Origin of the sequence: Photorhabdus aballayi (genome assembly GCF_026153155.1) — a bacterium.
Classification (GTDB): domain Bacteria; phylum Pseudomonadota; class Gammaproteobacteria; order Enterobacterales; family Enterobacteriaceae; genus Photorhabdus; species Photorhabdus luminescens.
Genome location: NZ_JAPFCD010000069.1, coordinates 1 through 23239 on the forward strand (window position 1 = coordinate 1; position 23239 = coordinate 23239).

Genomic DNA, 23239 nt, shown 5'->3' on the forward strand with positions numbered 1-23239 from the left:
TGCTGTTAGCGTTGTCGTTGACATCAGAAACTAACTTCTGAGTTGCTGCCAGTGTATTACTGTTGCCTGTTTTGTCTGTGAGTTGAGTGATGCCTTTTTCTGTGAGTGTCGCATCACGCATCTCAGGCAGCGCATTTTTAATTGCTAATGCCAAATTACTTTTCAGAGCATCGATATTCCCATTATCCAGAACATCATTACCCGATTCTTTCGCAATAAAATCAGCAAGAATATGTGTAATAATAGATGACTGACGCCATGCTTTATTTAATTCACGAGATTTAGCAACACCGGAACTAAATCCGTTAACACGTGCAGCTAACGCTGCGTACTCATCATTCGACAATACATTAGCACCCTCGGCTATACCGAAAGTTAAAAATTCATTTTTAGCCATTATCTTTACCTTAATTTAATAGAATAGGCCAACCGCCAATATCAAAACCAGCTATATATTTACTGTCTGAATCGAAACCAAAAATAACCCCTCGATTTTCCGAGTTGGTATAATTATTAACTCTGACCGCTCCGGGTTTAATATTTAAATATCCCTGTTGGATGACTGCTTTGACAACTTCGGGAACGACTCCCCCGGTAACATAGACATCCATGCTCATATCTTGGTTATCAACGAAAAATATTAATACTGACTCATCAGGAATAACGCCCTGATAAATCTCGGCTAACATTTCATTGGTACCGTCCCAGTGATTAGCTCTTATTTTGGAGCGTAATATAGTTCGGTAAGTTTCATCATCTAATTCAGTAAAACCCGAATCAGAATCATATTGCCGCTTCCAACTCCCCTCATCAAATCCAACTCCCTCAATATCGAGCGCAAAATAAACTCCGACAATCGGTGTTTTGACATAACGTGAAAGCCCAATCCACTCACCCACTGCATCAAGCTGAACGCCAACCGCTTCATCGATAGAAAACTGACTATTCAGGAACTTAGCAGAATCTGAAATATCAGACAGTGGCCGGGTAATTAAATCAATGTGAGTAACAAATTTATTTGCAGTTCTGTGTTGCGGGGTAATCAGTGATAAATAATCTCTCATCTTCACCTCGCAATTAATTTAATATGCTCTGGTTTACACGTAACGGCTTCATCAAATGTCACAATTAAATTACTCGGTGATACATCATCCGCTGACCTGCCAATTTGGATTTCGAAAATATCATAAGTTAAGCCCTCTTCGTCACGCAGGTTTGCAGGGGAAAATAAACGGCTTAAATAAACGTTATCACCAATTAACTGTGCATCAATATAACTTGCAATTGCCGAACGAATTCTATCACCCACCAGCGTTGTATATCCTTCAAATGCAGTCAAAGTTATCTCTACAAAGACAGGCACGTCTTTAGGTCGGGAGAAATGAATCGGGTGAAGAATACCGTAACTATCGGCTACCTTTATTTCAGTATCGCCGTATGTTCCAGCTCCCGGTCCCTTCTTCGTCTCGATAGTTTGAGCAATTAACTTAGCATCACCACCGTCTACAATCATTGCGATAGAATGCGGCGGGATGCCGTTGTTGTCCGTCACGTTAGTATCGTTTTCAAATCCGCGTCGCCGAACAACACCGGGGATTAAGCTGATGGCGCCCTGTATCCCATCGAGTACAGTTCTTGAAGGTAACGCAACAGATTTCCGTTGCCGTTCTCTCAATACAATGTCACTCTCAATCGGCTGGCCGGGTGTCGCTACTGATGGATTTGTTACACTCTGCCAGCCTTGTGTTGGCGTGCCGATAATCGAAACATCCCCGACTAACGCGGTGACATTGCCTTTCGTTTGGCACGTAGCTGTAGCAATAACAAAGCCGTGAATGCCGATAGATATACTTGAAGGAAGACTCCAGCTATAGCCGTTAATGTCACGAACAATGCCATTTTTTACAACAGTCCCAACTGTACCGATTAACTTAACGTCTACAGTCGAGTATGTGGATTTATGCCGGGTTATCCCATTGATTCTTACATTGTTAGATAGCGCTGCGCCGGTAGCTGATGCTGGACTGAATGAGTTATAAGCCGCAATAACCGCATTGTTCGCATCGTGAATAGCCAGTGCATAAATCGCTATCATCTGACCGTCTTTACTATCGGGATCTAAATAAGCATCAGTGCCATAGATTTGACGGAAATATTCTGAGAGCTTACTGAGAATGGTCTGGTAATCAGGCGCACTGATGCCCGAAGCTGTCACAGTTGCGGCCAGCCCCAAAGTGTCAAGATTTAACATTATGCCTCGCTTGTTACCGTTGCTTGTCCGTATATGGTATCAATGGTTGCTGTGAAGGTGAGGCGGCGTGTCGTGCTGTCATTGCGAGTATCGAATGTGAGAATAGATTTAACGCCTTGCGTTTTTAAGATACGGTCACGAACGGCAAGGATATAAACATCTGATCGCTGTTTACCGAGTACGGACTGTACATATGGCGTACCGTCCTTCATGTCCAAGAACCATTCTCCACGCCACAACGCCAGCCGGGTTTTCACCGCTTGAGCTACAGCTTCTGAGGAATTAATCAGAAACGTATTATCCCCCTGGCCGAAACTGTAATCGCCGCTCTCATCTTCTCGTCGATATCTCACTGGGGGCCTCCTGTCTTGCTGCCGCCTGATTGCACACCGCCGTGCGTATGGCTTTTCAGGCTTATGCCACCAGCGGTCACATCGTTATTCACCGTAACCGGGCCTTGCATCGTTGCGGTACCGCCACCCGCGCCCATTCCCTGCGATAAGTTGCCGTTAATAGTGACGTTGCCATTTAGGATGATTTCAGGTGAAGTGATTTCAGTACCGCCATTGGCTGTGGCAATAAGTTTCGCCGGTGTGATCACGGTGACATTATGGCTACCGGGATCGAGTTCAATATAAGTGACACCATCATCACTTCTCAGTTGTGCGGTACTGGTGCTAATCCCGGATATTTTCTTTGCCTGTGATTGCGGACCGATGATAGCAAAAGCATCAGATAAACTGTGCTGGCGCTCATCTGCTGGTTCCTGTACGCCGCCTGATTGCCACCAGAAATCAATGCAACGATCGGCGAATACCACCAGACATTCATCACCGGCTTTTACCGGGAAAGTTAACGTCACTCCACCACCTCTTGGAAATATAACCGGCACATCTACAAGCAAGGGTAAAGATACTGATGTTTTTTTATCGTCTTTATCAGTTATGCCACTTTTAATCGCAGGCTGAACAACACACGTTACTGCATCGGCGTTAAAGGATTGAATGATACCCGGCACCGCAACTCTAAGCTGAGAAGAAAGCGAATGACTGATAGCTTTCAGGGTTTCGGATAAGTCGCCGGTTCTGGATTCTGTTGAGACTGGCATTGGGGAAACTCCAAAATAAAAAAACCCAGCACAAATGGCTGGGCTTATTGATAACTAAATGTATTTCTTTAGGCAGCTTTATTATAAGATTCTGTTAACATTGCTTCCTTGCGACAATTCATTTCGCTAACAATTTCATTCAATCTATTTGCTAGCATTACCATTTTCTCAATACTCGAATTTTTGCTCATAATATTCACCTCTATTTAAAATGGAACACTATAGTATTTGAGCTCGCCTTAGCATCCTAGACCCTTCGGCGCATATCTCTGGGTTTTTTTGTCTTATATCACTAATAAGAATCCTAGATAGCAGTAATGCCTGTCTTAGATTCAGATCATCGTAATTACTCGCCTCTTTGTCTAACTCAATGATTATAACTTCAAGCTCATCAAGGGATGGATCTACTATCTCATTAAGCTTATCGACACCAAGTTGCTCAAGGCTTGTTGTTACAAACTCTATAAGACCAATTACAGCTTTTTTTATGCCGTAAAGCTGTTTTTCCTCCGTGGATGCTTCCACAGAAGGCTTTAACATTAACGTCTTTAACAGCTCATTGTCATCAGAGGTCACTAATCATACTCCTTATATAGTACTTATCAACAGGTTTTACAATAAAAAACATTTGCTATTTTTCTAAAATTGCTGTTGTAATCGTAACTAAATCACCACTCAATTTATTTTAGTGGCAGTGTATCGGCATATATTCATTCCCCATTATAGATATAGAGAACGTGCTCATCCTGATGCTAATTGCTTCGTCCATCCCCGTGTACTATGTACTCACGGGGAACACTCCTGAGCTGACTACACGACAGTGTGATAAGGCTGGTAACCACAAATCGTTATGAGATGTCTAAGCTATCTGTGCTGGCTTATCTTTTAATTAATCCGCAACTTTCTTACAAGGAAAAGAGCCGATGATCTTGGGCGCATCCATAGCGTTTTGCAGTAACTGGACGTTCAGCCACGCTTTACCGTCGCGCTTGATAAACTGAAAGCCGTACATGTTGCCGTCACGTGCGGGCATGAGGCCCATGTCTGTTTTAGTGTTTGCATAATCGCCTTGTTCTTTAATAAAAGCGATTTTTTGGGAGGTTACCTTTTCCCCATTCACTCGGATCATTCCATCATTATCATTTACAGATATATGATAACCAGAACATTGGAATGCTGCATTTGCTGTAGGTATTGCTCCCGTAAGAGCAATCATAGTTAATATTAAAGTATTTAATTTCATTGCAATTAATTCGTTTTGTTGAGATTAGAAGATGACCATAAATCAGCAGCTCCACGCGCCTCACACATCATTTCTTGGTACCACGTGTTGCCTCTTGTGTCACCAGTATACATGATCCCTTTGACAATATAGATGCCATCTGTGGCGATACTTGCTGGAGGATTAGACACGCCGCTGACGTAAAGGTTCCCGTTATCGTTTTCATCGGTCAACCTGCCACCGGATTTCTGAATATCTGAGTTGGGTAAAGTAGTTCGATATACCGAACCTTCGTCTAGTTTGATCAGGCCGTTAACTTTGATATTCGGGTTAATCAAACACCTGACGTTAACACCCGCGCCGATAGTTTGTTGCGGCATACCAATCAGCCCGGTCCGGCTGTTTAACACCACAACATCGTGCACGGCCATTTCTTCAGAAATCATCTCCACTTTACCGTCTACAAATTGCCATTTTGCATTGCATTGCTGCGCGATATTGTCTAATACATATCGTGTTTTTTCAAAAAACGCTTTTCCACGAGGAAAAACAGTATCCGGCATTTTGGGTTTTGCCCCTGCGGTAATACCGTAAGGTTCCAGACTACGTAAAGCAAGGTTATAGATATCATTCAGGGTATATCCCGCCGCTACCGTTTGATTAACAAAAGCATGAATAAAGGCTTCATTACCGTCACACGCCTGAATGAGCGTATAGGTATCGGTGGGATTATCACGACCTGTTACCGTAAACCGGATATCTCCGCTGAAGATTTCACCATAATTTTTGCCGTCACGTTGCCCGGTCGTACCCGGTTCAACGGTGCGGGCTTTGCCGACTTCGCTCTCAGGAACTGTAGGGGTCACACCATCATAGCCAACAATAATTTTTATCTTCGAAAACTCGCTACCCATTATCCTATTGCTGGTATCTTTTGACAGATTGTAAATCTTTAATGTCGCAACACGTGGATTGCTAATATTGAACCACTCAATATTAAAGGTCACTTTAAAATCTGACAGGACGATTCCTTTACCCTGATCATCTAACAACATTAATTCAAAATGACGTAACCAGTTCTGACTCATATCTTTACCTTATTGTTGTACAAAATATAAATGGCTGGATAACCCAAGATTTGTGTTTGTCGGGTACTCTTCGCTGTCTGCGTCATTGGCAATAACTAACATGCCGTTGATCCCCAAATACGGGTATTGCTCTAATAAGTTAATACCGGGTATTAATGGAGCCCCCACCAGCAAATCTGCGCCTGATTTATCCTGAATATCCATCACCCAGCCAGCGACATCCCGGTAAATCAGGCGCATTTTCACATTCTGCTCACCCAGCTTTATCGCAAAAAATTGGTTACTCGCTGTCAGTGGGATTTCTGATACTTGCATCAACCACCCCCTTTTATGTAACTCTTAAATGCATTAACGGCACCCTCTTTTATTTCTGATAAAACAGACTCGTTGACTGGCTTTAATGTTTTTGTACCCGAATTCTCCACGGCTGACGTAGACACCCCGGTTTTCATGACCTCTTTTTGAGCAACCTGTACTTTCTGTGTCGAAGTAATAATCACCTCACGCAACGTAAGGGTGCATAACAACACGTTTTCACTGTGTCGGTCCGTGGTGACTTCAATTGCTTTGATCAACATGTTTTCGTATGTACGTTTGCCGGTAATGACATTGAAGGGTTCGCGTAATTCTTGGAGATCCAGTATTTTCTGATAGGTCTCTTTCGGGCTAAGTCCCATACTTAAGCCAATTTTTGACGTATCAACAAAATCGAGAAGCGAGCCCCCACCAGCAAAACCCAGTTCCATTGTAATTTCTGATGGCTTTTTATAGGCATGGTCACAGACAGCGGCCCCAATCTCTACAGGATGTTCGGTAATTTCCAGTGCGTCTGTATGCTTTTCAGCGATAACCACACTCGGCACCAGTAACATACTTTCAGTCCCAAAGGACCGGGTTTGTTGCTGAAAGAGGGCGGATAAGATATCCATTAGTTCACCTGTTGTATCAGACGGGCATTTACGCCACTTTGCCGACTCGCGATTTCATCCGCCGTGGCTTTCGCATCAGTCGCCCCATGCACCGTAATGTTCGTGGTTTGCTGAACGCTATTGCTCCCGGCCATCGCTGCTTTATTAATAAGCTCACTGTTGTACGGGTTGCGACCGTTTTCGCGCTGGATGATGCCGTTCATCATCGCTATCAGAGTTTGCGGGTCCTGTAAATTTAACTGTGCGTTCGGATCAACGCCGAGGTATTTAGTAAGGAAAGCAATGTAACCTTCGGTATCGTTTTCCTCCGGGGGCGCATATTTCGTGATAATGCTACGTATTGTTGTGAGGCCACGCTTGGCATACAACGTTAACTGCCGTGAGAGTGCTCGCAAGCCGTCAAACGTGGTCTCGAACCTCGCAAAACGCCCCTCTCCATTTTCCCTTGTCGCTCCGCGTTGTCCCGCAAAATTCAAGTTGCCGGGGTTGTTGTTACGCAATCCTCTTTCATTATATTCGGGTGAGGGAGGCGGCATAGGCGCACCGGGCATGCCGGGGATATCAGCAGTGACAGGGTTCGGCAAACCGCCCTGATGTTTGTTCGCCCAGTCATTATCGATACCCAGCCATTGACCGAAGTCCCCGATCCCGCGTTTTATCTGCCGGGTGTTATAGTCCCACGAGGATTCTACATTTTGTTTGATATTGTCCCAGTCACTGTACAGATATCCACCATAGGCCACCAGCCCTAACAGTGGGGCAAGACGTGCCATCAGTGGGGTTAACGCCGCAGACACTTTCGCGAATCCCGCCAGCATCTTCCCAGCCCACGTAGTTGCAACAATAGCGCCAAGAATTAAGAACGCATTTTTCCAGCCGCCGATACCGTCAACGCCTTCCTTGATCCACTTCCCGATAGTCTTAAATGCATTAACCGCGCGGTCGATATCTTTTTCCCACTGGCTCCAGTCAATCAGGCTTTTGCCGCCTTCTTTCCATGTCTTATAGTCATCGTAGAGCAGGAGAAGCGCACCGATTAACACAGTGATCATGCCGATGGGCGACATTAAAAATGCGCTATTGAGTAAACGCCATGCAACAACAATCGCGCCGAACATCGCAATCAGCATCTTGCTGCTTTCATCTAAGCCCTTCCACCAGTCGATAATTTCCCCGACGCCCTGCACTACCCGGTAAACCATTCTGGAAAACACATCGGCAAACCATAAAATGCCTTTGATGATCTTTGTAAGCGTGGCTTCGATTTTGGGGAAGTTGTCAAGAATACGCTGACGTAAAGAGTCAAAAGAACCCGCTAAACCATTGGCGAGATTTGAGCCAATTTTATCCCGAAGAATACCGAGCAGTGCGTTAAAGCCGTGTAGCGCGGTGGTGAATTTATTGGCTTGCTGAGCCGCTTTATCGGCATTGAATCCGGTTTTCTGCAACATCATTTGATAATCAGCAGTGAAACCGGCTAACCCGCGACGCATAGCCATTAGCGTATTTTCATCAATGCCGAGCATCTGAGCGTATTGATTGGCCCGGTAGTAAGGCATAGCGCTAAGTTTCTGGCCGACCCCTGCGAGTATGGAAGCTGCATCCCGCATCTGGCCCGACGAATCACGCGTTTGCACCCCAAGCCGGTTAAGCCAGCCCTCGGCGCCGGGGTTATTGCGCATGAAACGCGCCATATTTTCAAGCGCACCCTGTGCGGCTTCGGCACTGCCCCCCATCTGTGAGACGGCATAACCGAGCGCTTTAATGCCCTCAACTGTGGCGCCGGTTCGCTGTGACTGCCAGTAAAGCTTATCTAAGCCCGCTGCGATTTTGGTGGTAAAACCGACGATAGTTAGTGCCGCCCCTTCGACCGCAGCACCGACTTTTAACACGTTGGCAGCAACACCTTTTAACACGGCATCAAATTTACCCCGGCCTTTTTCGTCTACATCAAAGCCAAGGCTAATAAGGTAGTCTTTAATTGTGTCAACATTACCGCTCATGTGTTTCTCTCCAGCGTGCTATGCGGGCCTCGTTATCGTCTTCTAAATCGAGGTAATCATTCATTAATGCGATATCGGCCAAATCAATCCTTCCGCTTTTGATCTCGCCCATTGTCGTCATACCTTTTTTAATAGGCCGCATAATGAATTCTTCACCGTCCGGCAAAGTGTCAAGTACTAAGCCGCTGGCGGGAAGGGCGTCTCGGCGGCGGGGAGTGCGTGCAAAAAATTTCCCAATGAATCCCCGATCACTCTCGCGACAAGTTGCAACAACGTTGGCAGGTCTATGTCATCGAAATGCAAGACTCCCTGCGAGAAAACTGGCGTCCATCCTTTACCATGTTGACGGGAAACAACAGACAGGCACGGATAGAGGATCGCATTGCAATCTTCGTCGCTTAAGTCACTAACGGCTTGTGCGATTTTAGGCAGCGCTTTCTCTAAAGCCCCTTCCATATTGCTATTTTGTGCCATTGTCTGCACAGCGCGAATATCAGAGACTAACCCGGCAAGAACGGGCAGTAACTTACGAGATACTTTGAGCTGATCGAACACACTCAATTTGGCTGTACGGTATTGAATACCGTTAATTTCAAATTCCATCAGAACTCTCCTAACACTTGGTCTATCTTGATACAATCAAACACCCACGCGACGGTACCGCCATCTTTAGCGTTCGTGTAATCCGGCTGTTTCTGAAAGGCACAGCCTCTCGCGGTGGTGATTTCACCGGACACGTTGTTGCGAATAACGATTACATTGTTACCCCACGTGCTGGACGATAAAGATTGCGCGTTATAAGCCAGTGACAGTTTTTTATTCGTGGGCGAGGTTTTCAGTAAGTTCACTGTGATGGAGCCTGACTTACCCGCATGTAAAGAATGCATCCCTTCACCATCAGCGCCGATAGTCATCGTGTTTTTTGCCTCGGTCATGGTGACAGTGATCCCCTCTTCTGAGGTCGCCGAACCATAACCCACATCAATAACCCCAGTCGGCCCTGTCAGGGATGCCGAAACATCCATAAATGAATAGGTCGCCATGTTTACCCCTTATCTGTTTACATTAATAATGACATCAGCGTAGTGGACAGCGCCTGCTAATTTGATAGCACACTGGATAATCGGTGCTTTCCGGGCTTCCCGATCAGCCTGTGCCTGTGTCGCAATGGCCGGTGCGTAAACATAATAGCCCTTTGTTAGGGTATCGCCGGGTTGAATTTGTCCGATGGGTCCGCCGTTCCAGACACCGAGTGCCACCAGCCCGTTTGTTACCGCTTGATCAAGGGATTGCTCAACGTTGGTGAGTAAGCGCGTAACGCCCGCATCAGTTTGGGGGATCTTGCTGGTGCTGGTGTAAAGCAGGTTATAAAGATTGTTCTGAACGTAGTTTTGTAACCAATCCAGGCCGTGACGCTCATCAATGAAATCCCCGTTCGCCATCACCCCCTCTTGAATAATGGCCGTGTCGTTGTTGTATTGAACAAAAACGTTGCCGTTTTTCTTCTTCAAAGCGCTGGCTTGGGTTGCGGTGAGGTTTTCGGCAGTGACAGCCGGTTCCTGTTTAAATTTCAGGGTAATGGTGGTGTTATTGCCGTTGAAATTGACCGTAAACATCCGGCCCAACAGAGACGCCACGGTATAGGGTTTACCGGATGAATATTGCCAGAGCGTGCGCTGATAGATGCCTGCTTTCAGTTTTGAGCCGATATCCGTATCAATATCAGCATCCAATACGTCTGTTTTCTGTGCTGTATGTCCATAGATACGAGACACAGACGCAGACTCGATATAGTCGGCAACAGACAGAATAGCTTCATCCGTCAGCGTATCATCCGCAACAACCAGACCATACCAGCCACTGGATACCGCACCCAATGTTGCGACTGCTTCGGCAATCGTTTCTGCTTTGGTAGATTCGATAGCGGTAGCACCCGATATTTGGTCCAGCTTTAATAAATCACCAATATAAGTGCCGGCAGTGGCCGTTGAGACATAGCCAATCGTGCCTGATGCTTGCAACGTCACAATAAAACGTGAAGTGTCCCACGTCACTGAACACTCTCGCAACTTTTCCGCTACCCGTTGAGCCACACCATTAAGGTTGGTCTCTTTACTCAAATCGATGCCGTTGTATACCGTTTCTTTACCGTTAATCGTCAACTTAAAAGAACCATCGGTGACGGCAGTAAATTTGTTAAGGGCTTGCTGTTGTTTGGTCAGTATCGCGCCTCTTAAAGCGGCAAATGCCTGATCTTTTACCCACCGGCCAATATATAAATCAACCGGACGTGGCGACTGGGAATAATAAAGCGCGGCGGCCTGATACTCTGGGGTATCCAGACCGAAATCCGCCCCGACGCCATCAATATCGGAATACAAGCGTAGCCGCTCATGGGTATCAATCACATGACTGGCGCCCACAATCAGGAGTGAACCAAAGTTGCGGGATTGCGCGGCACGCGGGGCCATGTTTATCGTGACATTGACGATATTAGAAACAGGTAATCCCTGCATAATTTAATCTCCAAAGAATTTAACCGGCGCGTCCACCAGCGATTTAACACCGTATTCACGTTCGACTTTTCGTCGTAAAGTGACCGTCATGTCATAGCGACGCACCCACTGATTGTTGATGAGTTCCGGTAAAGAAAAGATACGGCCGTAGTTGCTAAGTGACAGGCCGAATTGATTTAACTCAGCATTGTTCTGACTGATTGTGATCCCGTCACGAAATTGTGTGCAGTAATGCTGCCCTGATGGACCGTAAAATGAAACCAGACACTCGATTTTTTCATGGCGCCATAAATCGGTGCTTTCATCAGTCTGATTAATGAAAGCGGGATTATCATCGGAAACTATCGACGAAATCCCGAAAGCGCACCAGTTGGCATCGTGACTCGGAAAGACTCGCGTTTCGTCGTTGGGTTGCCATTTCGGAAACATCATTTTCCCCGGTAAACCACTAACTGAACTTATCCAGCGCGATAGCTTTCGTTCCACTTCGCGATCATAGTCCGGGGCTGACACCGGGGTAAGCCAGCCCGGTTGTGTACTGTTATTCAATAGGAATTCCCCCATCGAACGGCAACAACTCGCAATGTGCCTGAACAAAACCGGCGCCATATGCAGTATAAGGGTCAACCGATTTGACTAAATAGTCCCGGTTTTGATACGTGACAACATCGCCCGTTTTATCTGTTTCGCCTGCAATCAGCCGCGTTGTTGTAATGATCAGGATATTACCGCTGACGACTTGCCCGGCTATTCTTATCTGGGCCTCAAGAGAACTATCAACAGTCACCACTCCGGCAAAGCCTTTTGTGGTTTTTTCCGAAGTAGCGAATCCATCATCATCAACAACGACGGTGCGCCGGGTATATTTCAGTGACGTATCGCAGAAATCGGGATCAAATAACACATCAGTGACATCAAGAAGTGGCATTTTTATTCCTCACAACATAATTGATAGAGCGCAATAAGTAACCGTGAAAATACAGCGGTTTATCACCCGGTATTCCCTGCCTGCGTCGGGCCTCTTTTGTCGCATCAGAAATCGGAGCCAGTCGATCACCGTCACCAATGACTTTCTTTGCCCCGTCACGCGCAATTTGCCCCGCTTCCCCCAGCTCACTGATAGCGGCGTCCTGCTTACCTTCAAGCGCAAGCTTTGCCGCCGCTTTCAAATGCGAGGCTGTGCGGTCTTTAGTGTCATCAATACCGAGTTCAAGGAACGGGCGCGGAGTGAGTGTTACCGTTTTTCCACCCAGTTTTACTGTTGCCCCTGTTGATTGCAGATAGCCAATTTCAGCATTGTTCAACTTTTCTCCGTCTTCCCGCGTAGCATTTTCTGCCGGGATACCTACCAATACGTCCATACCTGATAGCTTTTTGAGAGATTCCAGCACCGCCGCCGCATTGTCCGCTTTGACAGTCAGACCACTTTTCATAGTAGTTGCCTCCCCCCGGCGCCGAACATGGACCACCACCAGAAAAACTCCCGTCCGTATGCCGTGTTGTTCCAAAAGCCCGCGTCAGGGTTAATAATGCCCGACACGTCATAGCTAACGCTGACTTTATCAACCGATTTTGACGTCGCCACCCCACCAGCCGCCGTATTTACGCTGCCGCTGATGGACACGCCCGCAATAGCTTTCCCCCTCAGTTCGACGTAATGCGCTGTGAACAGCTCACAGAGATAGACGAACTGATCACCGTGTATGTCTTGGTCGAGCAGCTTATCGGACTGGCTGAGATAGAAATTGATTGCGGTGTCGGGATAGTGGGTTTTGTCGGAAAATTCAGGAAAGTCGGTGCGGAATTGATCAACTGCCGGAAGAAGACTGTTTTTTGTCATTGCCAGCCCTTCCTCTCTTTTCCGTATTAGTAACCACATCTTCATGATTAGAATGAGTCTGGATTTCGTCAGATTTCACTGCTATCTGAGTCTTCATTTCCTCTAAGACCTTATTCAGTTCGGAAATGGTCACGTCTTTCACTTCTAGCTGAGACTTAAGGTCTTCATTCTCAGCAACCAATTTCTCAATCTCAGCTTCTAATAAGGCAGAAGAACTAGTTAAGTCCTCCTGTTTCAATTCATTTTCATCAATGGGCTGAGCATGGGCCGAGAATGCCCAATGTTTAATAACTTCATCGGGAAAACTGTTAATTCCCGGTTGAAGCTCTACTTGAGCACCATCTGCGAAATTTAAGATCGCCTTTTTCGATACAAGATATTTCATGTCAATCACCATAAAGGCAGGGGCTCCCTGCCATTAATCAAGCTACAGGGATGTCCAGATAGGCGATAGTGTTCGCATACGGTACTTCAACTTGTCCCAGTCGTCCGTAGTAGGTGGTCAACTGATACAAACCGCGAGGCTCCAGCGGAGTATTCAGCAGGGGTACCAGTGGGAAGCGGATATATTTCTCTTCCTGTGTATACGCTACGATACGATGTGCGCCACGTGCACCGCGTTTAGACGCCCATTTCATTGAGACAATCTCTAGCGGCTCACCATTTTCTTGAAAAGCAATCGTGTTGATCTTGATGTACTCCAGTACCGAGATATTACCCGCATCTGAAACTTTCTTACTGACTAACAGGCCAAACAACTCAGGCGCCAAACCTATTTTGCGCGGGCATACCGCGTAACCCGATGCCAACCAAGCATCAGTCAACAATATATTGATATCATTAACGATATCATCCGGGGAAGTTGCTTTCGTCCACGCCGCCGCCGCCGCGCGAGGGGTGACTTGAGACAAGTTAAGTAACCCGGTCATTTCTAACTCGGCATCACCAATGTAAACCTGCTCGTCAACGTCCATGTTCCATTTTAATTGCATGGCGTCGTATTTCTGCGTATCAATGGGACGCCCCACCTGTTGAGCTGATGCCAGCTCCGGTAGTGTCCAGCCAATCTCCATGCCCCACAGCGTTAAAGGTTGTGGCGTTTTCTCAATGTTTAGGCTGATACCGGCAACAGCAGTCGAGTTCTTGCCGATCCAGTTTTTGCCTCGCGGATTAACACCACCCATTGCGGCTAAATCAGTGTTGGTGAAAGACGAAACCTCATCCGCGATAGATACATCTGTGCGGAGCGACATATCGCGGCTCCACTTAAACGAAACCAGCGGCAAATTAAGCGTCTGATCAATACGCTCTAATTCTCCAGCAAGAAACACACCGGTAGAATCTTTTGTGGCTTTATCAATAGTAAACATAGTGTTCCTTAAATGTTGTATGCGATTTCGATATGACCTGATGCATCACCCGGTCCCATTACTTTAACTGCCGGTAATTCCGGTGTATTTTCAGCGGTCTTGTCAGGTGCAATAAGAAACGAACCTAACGGGCTGTCTGCCGTTGCTCCTTTCACGCGAACATAGACTTTGCCGCCCTTTTTTGCGCTTTCTGCCCCTTTTACCGCGACCGCCATATAGCCACGCTTAAGGATGTCGCCAGTGGTGCCCGCCTTTATTCCGAGGTGTGACATATCTGATTGAGATTGAATAGGGTAAGGACGAACCAGAATACCTACCACGTCATCTACAGTGTCACTCTCTCCAAGCGGTACAAATTTATCACCGCTGTACTTGCCAGCCAGTCCGTACTGACTAAACACTTTTTTAGGGTCCAGAATTACGGGTTCAGTGGTTAAATCGCGCAAACGAGTGACCGTCCCGTTAAAGCCAAGCGGCATACGGGTTAAATAGGATGTTCCTGCCATGTGTGATTACCTTATTTGTTGCGTTTCCAGAAATCAGCGTAAGCTTTGTTCAGTTCTGCCGGGGTGCGAGCGATAGCCTGAGCATGATCGCCAGTGCGTGCTGGAATGGGTTGGATATGGTTTTTCGCTTTGTTCAGTGCTGTAGCGGCCGCAAATATTGCATCAACGGTTGCTTTTGGTGTCTTTGAGAAGTCATTGATACCAAATGATTTCAGGCTGTCACCGGTGCGCATAGCGTGATTAAGTACTTGACGCTTGAGAGACTTATCCCCCGTGGGTTTAAAGCCGGGGCAAATGATTTCTGCATCAGCAATGATATTGCGTCGATATGCAGCGTCCCCCGTTACTTTCGCGTCCTCCTCTTCATCTTCGGGGTTACTGTCCGCCGTTTTTCCTTCCAACGCATCAAGACGAGTTGATACTGAATCCATGAATTTTTGAGCCCATTCAGGCATGTCATTATCACCTGTTGGCTTATCTTTGACGTCAGGATCTGTGTCCGTAGTAGTACGCTCCGCAGGCGGTAACGCTGTTGCCTGAGCCGGGGTGTTCATATTAATAGTGACCCCCGGAATAGAGGCCATGCCGTCAGAGGGAAGTTCTGGTGCTTCATCGATGAGTTTCGCTAACGCGTCGTCGTCTTTTGTTTGGACGGCCGTAGCCAATCTTTTAAGCCATGCCATAACAGGCTTCTCCTTCTTAGATTTGAATGGGGATGAGTCCCCGATTGCACAGCGTCCACCTGCCCGGCCTTTTTCAACAATGGCGAGATGGTTTCCTGTGATTTGGTATTGTTTGCCCTTGCCGGGCGAGAATTGCTTGTATTGAGCGTCGTAGCCGCAACTGACATCTGTCATTCCGGCATTGACTGCGTCAATAGCCTCTTGGCGCTTAATCAACAAATCCGCAACCAGCAAATCTGACTTATCACCGGTACCACGACGCACATTTTGGATATGTCCGTGCGCCAGTTCTGAGAAGTTGGAAGGATTAACGAAAACAATGTTTCCTTCCTCATCTTCGGGATGATCCAGTGTGACCGCTACCCCCTCGAATGACGCGATTGTTTCCGGCGAGAAAACTTCATCTTCGGTGCGATAAACTGTGACTAATCCGCTAGCATCCGGCTTTAAGTCAATTTCCTCTGGCAGGTAAGTTTGAGTACCAGTGCGGGCTATCGGTACGTCTTTACACAGCAAAGAGCCATCTGCCTGGAGATAGCGCGTTTCTCCAAGCTTGGTAATAAAAAAATATTTCATGTGTTACCTGCTAATTCAGGCAATAAAAAAAACCCAGCACTGGGACTGAGTTGATGTGATGTAATTGGTGGTGCCGCACGTGAATCGAACACGTACAGTAGGCCGCATAGCATTTAACGTTTATGACCCGAAGGCTGCTAACCCTGTCCCGAGACTACCATTATCCTAACGGCACCCTATATAATTCTAGCTTCTTGGCGGGGGTATGTGAACTTCCGGCCAGCATTTGCAATATGGCAGGCATCCCGCGTGGCCTATCATCCCGTCCAAAGTGGGTGGTTTGTGCCAGTACACAAATTTATCTTTCATCTTCTTATGCGAAGGACGCGTACCGGCTCCCTCAATGCGCCACCAATAGCCCTCTGAACCCACTGACAATGCTCGTGCCTGAGTGAGTGCGCCGGTCGCTCTCCCTATCTCCGTGTGTGCTATCATTCGCACACGGCTTGCTGCAACCTCGCCGGATTGCATAATCATCTGATAAAGTTCATCCGGTCGCTCACCGTTGATAACGGCTTGAATAGCCCTATCCTGAATCTCTTTAACACGTTCGGCGGCTTCAAGCGGCAAGGATTTCATCAGTTGAATCTGACGATAAACGATATCTTGAGTTACCTGACCTATCGGAGTATTTCCAACTACATCGCGTAACCCTTCGGATATTTGCTGAGACACAGAACGCCACTGGCGCCACTCTTCACCCTCAACTTGAAGGAACATTTTGTGTGCAACGGAGGCAATCCAATCGTCAAGAACCTGCGAGTAATCGATAAGATGACAAGAAACGGCATCAGCACTAGCTTGAGAACCATCGTAATAACCGGTTACGATTTCTCCCACCTGATGAGCTATCGCTTGTAGGCTTTTCTCGTACTGCACTATTGAACGTCGGCGGAGTGCTGGTTTCAGATTCAGACTCCGCCCACTGCGTTTTTGCTTCTTCAATGTCTTCATCTGTGATTGAACCTCCGATGCCGATGACATCCGCCATATTACGTAAATCAGACATCGCCGCATGAATAGGTAAAATCTGCCGGTCAACAAGCGTTCCTATAGCAGACGCTACATTGTTCGCCATCGTGGCCCTATCCGTGTCGGACATTTCCCATAATTTATTGAATTCAAACGTGAAGTCGTTGGGGAGTGGCTCACCGAACAGTGACCGATGCGAGATATCCAGCAACCAGCGCAATGGACGGCGGAGACGACGTTCTTGTAGTGTGTTAACCCGGCTGTAATAGTTTTCTAAGTCGGCGGTACCAGTGCTAAACCCGGATGGAGATTGACCAAACAAACGTACTAATGGGATACCTGTGGCTCCGGAAACTTGTTCAGCAAAGCGCAGGATGACATCAGCGATACCGGCAAACGAGTAGCTGTGGGTCTGGAATGTGTCAGACGCATCCATTATCGTCATGCCTTCAATAGTCTGGAACTCACGGATCATGTCTAGGTGCTTCATGAGTCCATCTTTCAAAGAGCACTCCCCCATCGCGAGAATTTTTCGTAAACCGTCAATGCTATATGTCCGTAGATGCGCTTTGTGAATGAGCTGAGTAGTACCTACCGTCGCCGTATCGAAAGCCTGAACGCGCTCGAAAATGCGCTCTACAACAGACATCCCCCAACCGTTTTCCGTTTGTGCTTGCTGAAATGGCAGTGTGTCGCCTTCCATACGAATAACGCGGGAATAGTGGATTTTCCAGGGCGGAATTCCCTGTTGATTGATGGTCACATTATAGAACTTTGGTTTTCCGAAGTATGGGCCGTACTCTTTTACCAAATCACTATCTGTCGGTTTAACCATCCAGCGGTCAAGACACATCACCCCCTTAAACTGCCCTTCATCGATAGTTTCTGGGTTGAGTGGTGTAGACATATCTTGACCGTCAATCATCACCACCAGTAACGCCCCTCCATACAAACGAGACCACTTCAATGTATTATTGAGCTCGTCCCACATCCCGATATCTTCCCAAAATGTTTCCAGTTGACCTTTCGCGTCTGGCTTCATTCTTGAGCTGATAGTGATCCCCTTGCGGGTCATATCGTCAGCCATCGCATCGACACCGGCACCGACAAGAAACGAGCTCCTATAAGCAAATTCAATCTGCACTCTGTTGCGGGAAATGTAACCGGGAATGTAGGTACCGCCAGTCTGAATGTTCGATGTGTACCCACCGAGTTTTGCATTAAAGTTGTTGTACCCGTCAGCAGTCCTAACGGGCTTTTTCGCGCCGTTACGGCGATTTTTGCGGGTCATTGCTCCCTCACTGAAATTTGTTAAAATTCTGCACTTTTTAACATAATGGCTCTTAGGCGCCCTACGCGATCGGCACTCATCACCAAATAATGACAAGCAGTTTATTTATCAGGGTTTTCTGTTTAAAAACGACAAAAATTGACTGCATAAACAGTGCATAAAAACGGGGTAAAAATGCATAGTCGTTTGGAGCCTAAAAACGGCTATTTTTGGCAGTTTTCTATTGTTGCTTTCCCAGTGCCGCCCAAACACCCAAATCACCCTCACTGGTGATATAACCATCCAGCGAATAACGTACCGCATCCCAACAATGGTTATGTTTGTCGAGCACCACCGGCAGGACTTCACCGGTCAGACGGTCGGTCTTGTATGAATAGAGTCTTGCCTCATCAATCATGTGCTTACAGCGTTCATGAATAATGATTTCTTCAAAGCCTTTAAGGTAAGTGATCCCGTCTTCGACACTTCCGGGCCATTTTGTGGCGCCGTCAATGATGAACCCCTGACGCGACAAGTAACTGATTGTTTCAGGTCGGCTGCAATCACCATGAATAGGCCACTTTCTAGCCTCTGGAATTGAGTCATAGAATTGAGCCATTTCATCCAATTCAACACCAACACCGTATGCCTCATATTCGATATATAGTTTGGTACCGATAATGAAGCAGCGAATTAATGTTGACGGGTCATTAGCGAAACCGAAGTCAGCCCCATAGAAAAGTCGATCAGCTTCTAGCCATAGCTCATCAGAAAATGCTTCAACCCGGTACTTGCCAGAGAAAATAACCGCTTCACTAAGTGCTTTGGGTAATCCAAGCCAAATATGCTCATACGCTTCATAGTCGATGCGTTTGCAATATTCCATCTCTTGTCGGAGTACGTCAGGGAAAAAAGCGTTATCGCAATAGTTAACTTTGCGGATAATCACGCCACCATCGGGCGGATCTTCCTGATGCCGGATCATTAGTTTGTATGTTGGGTCTTCCTCTTCTCTGGGGTTGAAAGACACCCAGACTTCGGATTTATTAGCACGAACTGTCGGACCAAGAATATCCCAACTATCTTGTGATACCGTCTGGGCCTCTTCAACCCAACAGATCTTAATGCCATGCATCGACTTGATGCTTTGAATGTTGTTTCGAAGACCTTTAAACGTGAAACGAGTGCCATTCCGACCTTCTATCTCGTTGTTCTTGACTTTGTAGAAGTGGGACAGCCCAAGATCAATGATTTGAGCCTCAAGCAGGGCAAGGACAGAATCATTGATTGAGTTCTGGAATTCACGGGCACAGAGAATCGTCATTGGTTCTATAGCACCCAACAATACCAGCGCACGGGCAATCTCTACCGATTTACCGCCACCCCGCCCGCCATATGTCCAACGCCAGCGGACAGAGCCCAATGCACGGTCATATAAAACCTCTGTCGCCCAGTCACTACTAAAGGCGTACAGAACACCATCAATTATGACCGGGCTATCTGTTTTCCCTCGCGGAGCTTCTCCATGTGAGAAGCCCACACATCAGCCGGGCAATTCGCAGGGGTCACAATGCAGACTTTTCCGTAACTCAGTCCAGCAAGATCGACATTGACCTCAGTCTTATTGCTGCTCATGTCGATACCGGTAAGCTGCGCAGCATTCTTAATATTCGGCGCAACTTGTCCGAATTTCTTATCTGCTAACGCCTCTTTCCCGGCGCGAAATGACAATTCAGCTAAATGTCCAGCATTGAATGAAACAAGTAACGCCGCTTCGTTTCTTAATTCTCGTATGCGAGCTTTTATCTCCGGTCTGCGTATCAATATGGATGATTGAGAATCAGCGCGAGCCGGAGAATAACCCGCGCATATTGCCGCCTCTTTCATCGGCATACCCGCCGCTATATTCTGAGCAAACTGTTCGTATTGCGGCTTTAAAATCCCTGCGGTTCCCTGCGAACTTTCTGCGAACCTCTCAAGTTCATGTATATTGCTAACACTGCCTATTGTCTGACTTTTCGCTTGGTTCGCATCAGGTTCGCACTGCGTACTTTCAACAATAGTGCGAACCCATTCCTCAGTTTTCGCTCTCTTTCGAATCGCTGCATCACTAATACCGTACTTTTTGGCAATCTCTCTGATTGAGATGAGGCCGGAACGGTAATCGCGCTCTATTCCCTCCCAGTCAGTATTTTTTGCCATCTCTTTCCCTTAAATCAAAGGCCGCACTGGGCGACTGTTATCTGATTTTCCACCACGCCCACGCAGCGGATATACCCCAGCACATTAAGCCGTACAGAAAATTGCCCCATGTACCGTGCAGCATGAACCAGAAACCGCCAAGTATTGGGGTTATCCAGCAATAGAATTCAAAATGATTCATTACATTCAGCTCTAGGTTCTTCACTCTCCAGGGCCACAAACGCTTTTCTTACATTGTGGCCTAGAAATCTAATCACATTAGGATCTAAACCAAGTTCATGTTGGTATTTCATCCTCAGCATATCTGCTAATACTTCACGTGCTGCCTGTTGTGACTCGATTGTTAAATCTTCAAATTTCATTTCAAACCCTCTCTGAACCGTTTCCAACCCGGAAACAGTTGGATTTAGAATTTCCTACTTTTGTGTCTGATAAATCCCCGGCATTTTAAATACCGTGTCGGATTGAATAACTACTATTGAGCACTCTTGCAGTAGAATGCTCTGAATGAGTTACTTTGACGGTTTGACTGAGCTGTATTTACTCGCCCACGCTTTAGCAATATGCAGACAGTCATCGTACATCTTACCCTTGCGACTCGCTGAAGAACTGCGACGATAGTAATCGACGGCTTTGTCACTTGCCATACACGCTATAGATGAAGAAAAGCCGAGCTTAACTAACTCGGCCTGGATGTTTTTAGCTATGAATTGTTCGTGGTTCATGTCTGCGGCTCTCCGTCCGGGAAGTCATCAAAGCCGGGTAACGTAAGCTGCGATAATTCCAGAATAACTTTCTTGGCCTGACGAAGTTTCTTAAGATGACGCTTGCGGAGATTCATCATTTCACTACCGGGTCTACCAAAGTTGCTATAAGACCACTTATCAGCGGTAACCAGCCGATTCTGCATTTCACCAAGTGTCAGTGACTTTAAGCTTTCCATGTCCATCAAAGAGAGATCTGACTGATTCTCTTTATCTGCTAAATCCAATAGCCAGCGACGCAAAGACTTGGCAACATCAGTATCAGCTAGCATCCCAATTAAATGGGAACCTCTGACAGAGAAAATTCTCACCTTCTTTTTACGTAAGCTATTGTTTATCCCAATGGTCATTGATTCGGTGACCGTTGTCATATCATCCGTGAACTCATCTTTGTTAGCGTTGTAAAGATTGGTTACAGATTTCTCGCTCTTATATTCGAGCAGTTCAGCCATTTGTTTACTAGTAAACCAAATTTTCCCATCTTTGTTATCAAAAGGGGTGACTGTGTGATTTTGAAAAGTTAATGATGTAGTCATGGTATTACCCTATAGAAAGACGAACCTGTTCACACAGAAATACCGCCCGCAGAAATACCATTTAACGGTTTTCTCAGGTTCGCTTTCTGTAAGGCTCTGCGTTTAGAAATAGATGCGTGTGTGAATACGCTAGATATAAAAAGACCCAGATTGACTGGGCTGTTACTGACACTGGGTTTTGATATATTCTTGCAAGTATTTCGTTTGCTGCTTGTTCTCAACAATCATTCTTCGCAGATCGAAATAATCTTGTTCAGTTGCCGGGTTAAGTCGTGGGGTGGCTGCATGGCCCACGCTGCCGGAAGAACTGGCTTCGCCTTGATGACAGGTGGCCGCGATGCGCAACCGGCGACGACCAGCGGCAACATCATCGCGAAGAACCTCAATTTCAGATTTCGCATGAGCAAGTTCCTTTGTATGCTTAATATCCAATTCATTCAACATTGTGATGTGAGAGTTTTGGTAATCGATAGCGTCTGTGAGTTGCTGGATTTCTGATTGCTGCTGCTTTGTTACATGCCGCTCTTTCTGTAATGCAGAGTGATAGTAATAAGCTGTGAGTGAGATAATAATCAGTGCAATGAGCGTGTAATACTGCGTGTTGAATTTCATAGCAGCAATACCAACAACAGAAACCATGACCAGCCGATCAGAGCACACATCACAGCAAATAATGTATCATTCATATTCCTGCCCTTTTCGCTCATGATAAAAACATCGTTTTCTCAGACGCTCGCCGAGCATCGAGACCCGGCAATACACGTCCACCAGCCATATTCCATCTCATGAACTCATCCGCAGCGCCTTTATAGTCACCCGCGTTGAGTTTCTTAAGCAAAGTAGAACGGACGAAAGCACCAGCGCCACAGTTGAAGATAAATGAACACAGTGCATCGAATTGGCTCTGAGTTAGCGTCACTTTAACGTTATGCTCAATCGTGATGTAAATCGGCGCTAAGTCTTCGAGTAAGAACTGTTCGGCCTGCCGTTCTGTGATTGCATCACCTGGCTTGACTCCGTGCGTATGACCATAGCCGATGGTCCAAACTCTTGCAGGGCAAAGGTACGCGGTCAGACTGCACCCTTCATAACCTTTAAGCTTCGCTAAACCGTGTTCACTGATTTGCATCTGATACCCCCGCCTTACGATTTAAAGTCCCGCGCATCAACTGGCCGAAAAAGTCAGTTCCCAGATAACCAATAATGACGCTGCCGATATAAGCCAGGTCCGTGCTCAGATTCAAGAAGACCAACAAGTCGCGAATGAACCATGCAATCAAAGCACACATCATCGCGTCAATGATTGTCTTCCAAAATTTACCGCCGTTATAGCGACCTCTGAGATAAGCCATTGTGGCAGCCAGTGCCGCACCAATACCTTGTTCTTTGACTGATAGCAGCCA

General features: G+C 46.6%; 33 protein-coding genes. All 33 read right to left on the reverse strand.

What is annotated here, in order from left to right:
• A partial coding sequence (locus OO184_RS22065; RefSeq protein ID WP_265381017.1) for a phage tail protein occupies positions 1-397 on the reverse strand: 397 nt, incomplete at its 3' end.
• A gap of 10 nt (positions 398-407) precedes the next feature.
• The gene (locus OO184_RS22070) at positions 408-1064 is read right to left on the reverse strand and encodes a DUF2612 domain-containing protein (protein ID WP_265381018.1); all 657 of its coding nucleotides are present in this window, start codon (positions 1062-1064) and stop codon (positions 408-410) included.
• A gap of 2 nt (positions 1065-1066) precedes the next feature.
• Positions 1067-2251 carry a baseplate J/gp47 family protein gene (locus OO184_RS22075; RefSeq protein WP_265381019.1) on the reverse strand — a complete coding sequence of 395 codons (1185 nt, stop codon included), beginning with the start codon at positions 2249-2251 and terminating at the stop codon, positions 1067-1069.
• Complete coding sequence (locus tag OO184_RS22080; protein WP_265381020.1) at positions 2251-2604, reverse strand: contractile injection system sheath initiator; 354 nt, start codon at positions 2602-2604, stop codon at positions 2251-2253. Before OO184_RS22080 ends, OO184_RS22075 begins: the two co-directional genes overlap by 1 nt.
• Complete coding sequence (locus OO184_RS22085; RefSeq protein ID WP_265381021.1) at positions 2601-3359, reverse strand: Gp138 family membrane-puncturing spike protein; 759 nt, start codon at positions 3357-3359, stop codon at positions 2601-2603. The genes OO184_RS22080 and OO184_RS22085 overlap by 4 nt, the downstream gene beginning before the upstream one ends.
• Positions 3360-3578: 219 nt before the next feature.
• Complete coding sequence (locus OO184_RS22090) at positions 3579-3935, reverse strand: hypothetical protein (protein ID WP_228956947.1); 357 nt, start codon at positions 3933-3935, stop codon at positions 3579-3581.
• A gap of 313 nt (positions 3936-4248) precedes the next feature.
• Complete coding sequence (locus OO184_RS22095) at positions 4249-4602, reverse strand: STY1065/STY2022 family phage-derived protein (protein ID WP_265381022.1); 354 nt, start codon at positions 4600-4602, stop codon at positions 4249-4251.
• Between the two features lie 5 nt (positions 4603-4607).
• On the reverse strand, positions 4608-5669 hold the full coding sequence (locus OO184_RS22100) for a baseplate hub protein (protein ID WP_265381023.1): 1062 nt from the start codon (positions 5667-5669) through the stop codon (positions 4608-4610).
• A gap of 9 nt (positions 5670-5678) precedes the next feature.
• Positions 5679-5984, reverse strand: a complete 306-nt coding sequence (locus tag OO184_RS22105; protein WP_265381024.1) for a phage baseplate plug family protein — start codon at positions 5982-5984, stop codon at positions 5679-5681.
• Positions 5984-6598 carry a phage baseplate protein gene (locus OO184_RS22110; protein ID WP_265381025.1) on the reverse strand — a complete coding sequence of 205 codons (615 nt, stop codon included), beginning with the start codon at positions 6596-6598 and terminating at the stop codon, positions 5984-5986. The genes OO184_RS22105 and OO184_RS22110 overlap by 1 nt, the downstream gene beginning before the upstream one ends.
• Positions 6598-8601 (reverse strand): lytic transglycosylase catalytic, encoded by a 2004-nt coding sequence (locus OO184_RS22115; protein WP_265381026.1) that lies wholly within the window; start codon positions 8599-8601, stop codon positions 6598-6600. The genes OO184_RS22110 and OO184_RS22115 overlap by 1 nt, the downstream gene beginning before the upstream one ends.
• On the reverse strand, positions 8591-8713 hold the full coding sequence (locus tag OO184_RS22120; RefSeq protein ID WP_312023714.1) for a DUF6889 family protein: 123 nt from the start codon (positions 8711-8713) through the stop codon (positions 8591-8593). Before OO184_RS22120 ends, OO184_RS22115 begins: the two co-directional genes overlap by 11 nt.
• Positions 8714-8778: 65 nt before the next feature.
• Entirely contained in the window at positions 8779-9204 is a 426-nt protein-coding gene (locus OO184_RS22125) for a phage tail assembly chaperone (RefSeq protein WP_265381042.1), read from the reverse strand.
• Entirely contained in the window at positions 9204-9644 is a 441-nt protein-coding gene (locus OO184_RS22130) for a DUF3277 family protein (protein ID WP_049583099.1), read from the reverse strand. Before OO184_RS22130 ends, OO184_RS22125 begins: the two co-directional genes overlap by 1 nt.
• Before the next feature lie 9 nt (positions 9645-9653).
• The gene (locus OO184_RS22135; RefSeq protein ID WP_265381027.1) at positions 9654-11117 is read right to left on the reverse strand and encodes a DUF3383 domain-containing protein; all 1464 of its coding nucleotides are present in this window, start codon (positions 11115-11117) and stop codon (positions 9654-9656) included.
• Positions 11118-11120: 3 nt separating this feature from the next.
• On the reverse strand, positions 11121-11681 hold the full coding sequence (locus tag OO184_RS22140) for a phage neck terminator protein (protein ID WP_265381043.1): 561 nt from the start codon (positions 11679-11681) through the stop codon (positions 11121-11123).
• Complete coding sequence (locus OO184_RS22145; RefSeq protein WP_265381028.1) at positions 11659-12045, reverse strand: head-tail adaptor; 387 nt, start codon at positions 12043-12045, stop codon at positions 11659-11661. The genes OO184_RS22140 and OO184_RS22145 overlap by 23 nt, the downstream gene beginning before the upstream one ends.
• Positions 12032-12550, reverse strand: coding sequence for a hypothetical protein (locus OO184_RS22150; RefSeq protein ID WP_265381029.1), 519 nt, complete (start codon positions 12548-12550; stop codon positions 12032-12034). The genes OO184_RS22145 and OO184_RS22150 overlap by 14 nt, the downstream gene beginning before the upstream one ends.
• Positions 12547-12957 carry a DUF4054 domain-containing protein gene (locus OO184_RS22155; protein WP_265381030.1) on the reverse strand — a complete coding sequence of 137 codons (411 nt, stop codon included), beginning with the start codon at positions 12955-12957 and terminating at the stop codon, positions 12547-12549. Before OO184_RS22155 ends, OO184_RS22150 begins: the two co-directional genes overlap by 4 nt.
• Complete coding sequence (locus OO184_RS22160; protein WP_265381031.1) at positions 12926-13342, reverse strand: STY1053 family phage-associated protein; 417 nt, start codon at positions 13340-13342, stop codon at positions 12926-12928. The genes OO184_RS22155 and OO184_RS22160 overlap by 32 nt, the downstream gene beginning before the upstream one ends.
• Before the next feature lie 37 nt (positions 13343-13379).
• Positions 13380-14327, reverse strand: a complete 948-nt coding sequence (locus OO184_RS22165; protein ID WP_265381032.1) for a DUF2184 domain-containing protein — start codon at positions 14325-14327, stop codon at positions 13380-13382.
• 8 nt (positions 14328-14335) lie between these two features.
• Positions 14336-14833: a structural cement protein Gp24 gene (locus OO184_RS22170; protein ID WP_265381033.1), complete on the reverse strand. Its 498-nt coding sequence runs from the start codon at positions 14831-14833 to the stop codon at positions 14336-14338.
• A gap of 11 nt (positions 14834-14844) precedes the next feature.
• Positions 14845-16092 carry a DUF2213 domain-containing protein gene (locus OO184_RS22175; protein WP_265381034.1) on the reverse strand — a complete coding sequence of 416 codons (1248 nt, stop codon included), beginning with the start codon at positions 16090-16092 and terminating at the stop codon, positions 14845-14847.
• 186 nt (positions 16093-16278) lie between these two features.
• Positions 16279-16812, reverse strand: a complete 534-nt coding sequence (locus tag OO184_RS22180) for a phage head morphogenesis protein (RefSeq protein ID WP_265381044.1) — start codon at positions 16810-16812, stop codon at positions 16279-16281.
• A 76-nt stretch (positions 16813-16888) separates the two neighbouring features.
• Positions 16889-18355 (reverse strand): DUF1073 domain-containing protein, encoded by a 1467-nt coding sequence (locus tag OO184_RS22185; protein WP_265381035.1) that lies wholly within the window; start codon positions 18353-18355, stop codon positions 16889-16891.
• A gap of 220 nt (positions 18356-18575) precedes the next feature.
• Positions 18576-19808, reverse strand: coding sequence for a PBSX family phage terminase large subunit (locus tag OO184_RS22190; protein WP_265381045.1), 1233 nt, complete (start codon positions 19806-19808; stop codon positions 18576-18578).
• 11 nt (positions 19809-19819) lie between these two features.
• Positions 19820-20536: a terminase small subunit gene (locus OO184_RS22195; RefSeq protein WP_265381036.1), complete on the reverse strand. Its 717-nt coding sequence runs from the start codon at positions 20534-20536 to the stop codon at positions 19820-19822.
• A 167-nt stretch (positions 20537-20703) separates the two neighbouring features.
• A complete protein-coding gene (locus OO184_RS22200) occupies positions 20704-20898 on the reverse strand; it encodes a hypothetical protein (RefSeq protein WP_265381037.1) in 195 nt (64 codons plus the stop codon).
• A 150-nt stretch (positions 20899-21048) separates the two neighbouring features.
• Positions 21049-21183 carry a hypothetical protein gene (locus OO184_RS22205; RefSeq protein ID WP_265381038.1) on the reverse strand — a complete coding sequence of 45 codons (135 nt, stop codon included), beginning with the start codon at positions 21181-21183 and terminating at the stop codon, positions 21049-21051.
• A gap of 74 nt (positions 21184-21257) precedes the next feature.
• A complete protein-coding gene (locus tag OO184_RS22210) occupies positions 21258-21836 on the reverse strand; it encodes a BRO family protein (protein ID WP_265381039.1) in 579 nt (192 codons plus the stop codon).
• A 162-nt stretch (positions 21837-21998) separates the two neighbouring features.
• A complete protein-coding gene (locus OO184_RS22215; protein ID WP_265381040.1) occupies positions 21999-22448 on the reverse strand; it encodes a lysis protein in 450 nt (149 codons plus the stop codon).
• 91 nt (positions 22449-22539) lie between these two features.
• Positions 22540-22965, reverse strand: a complete 426-nt coding sequence (locus tag OO184_RS22220) for a lysozyme (RefSeq protein ID WP_265381041.1) — start codon at positions 22963-22965, stop codon at positions 22540-22542.
• Positions 22952-23236: a phage holin, lambda family gene (locus tag OO184_RS22225; protein ID WP_265381046.1), complete on the reverse strand. Its 285-nt coding sequence runs from the start codon at positions 23234-23236 to the stop codon at positions 22952-22954. The genes OO184_RS22220 and OO184_RS22225 overlap by 14 nt, the downstream gene beginning before the upstream one ends.
• Positions 23237-23239: the final 3 nt, after the last annotated feature.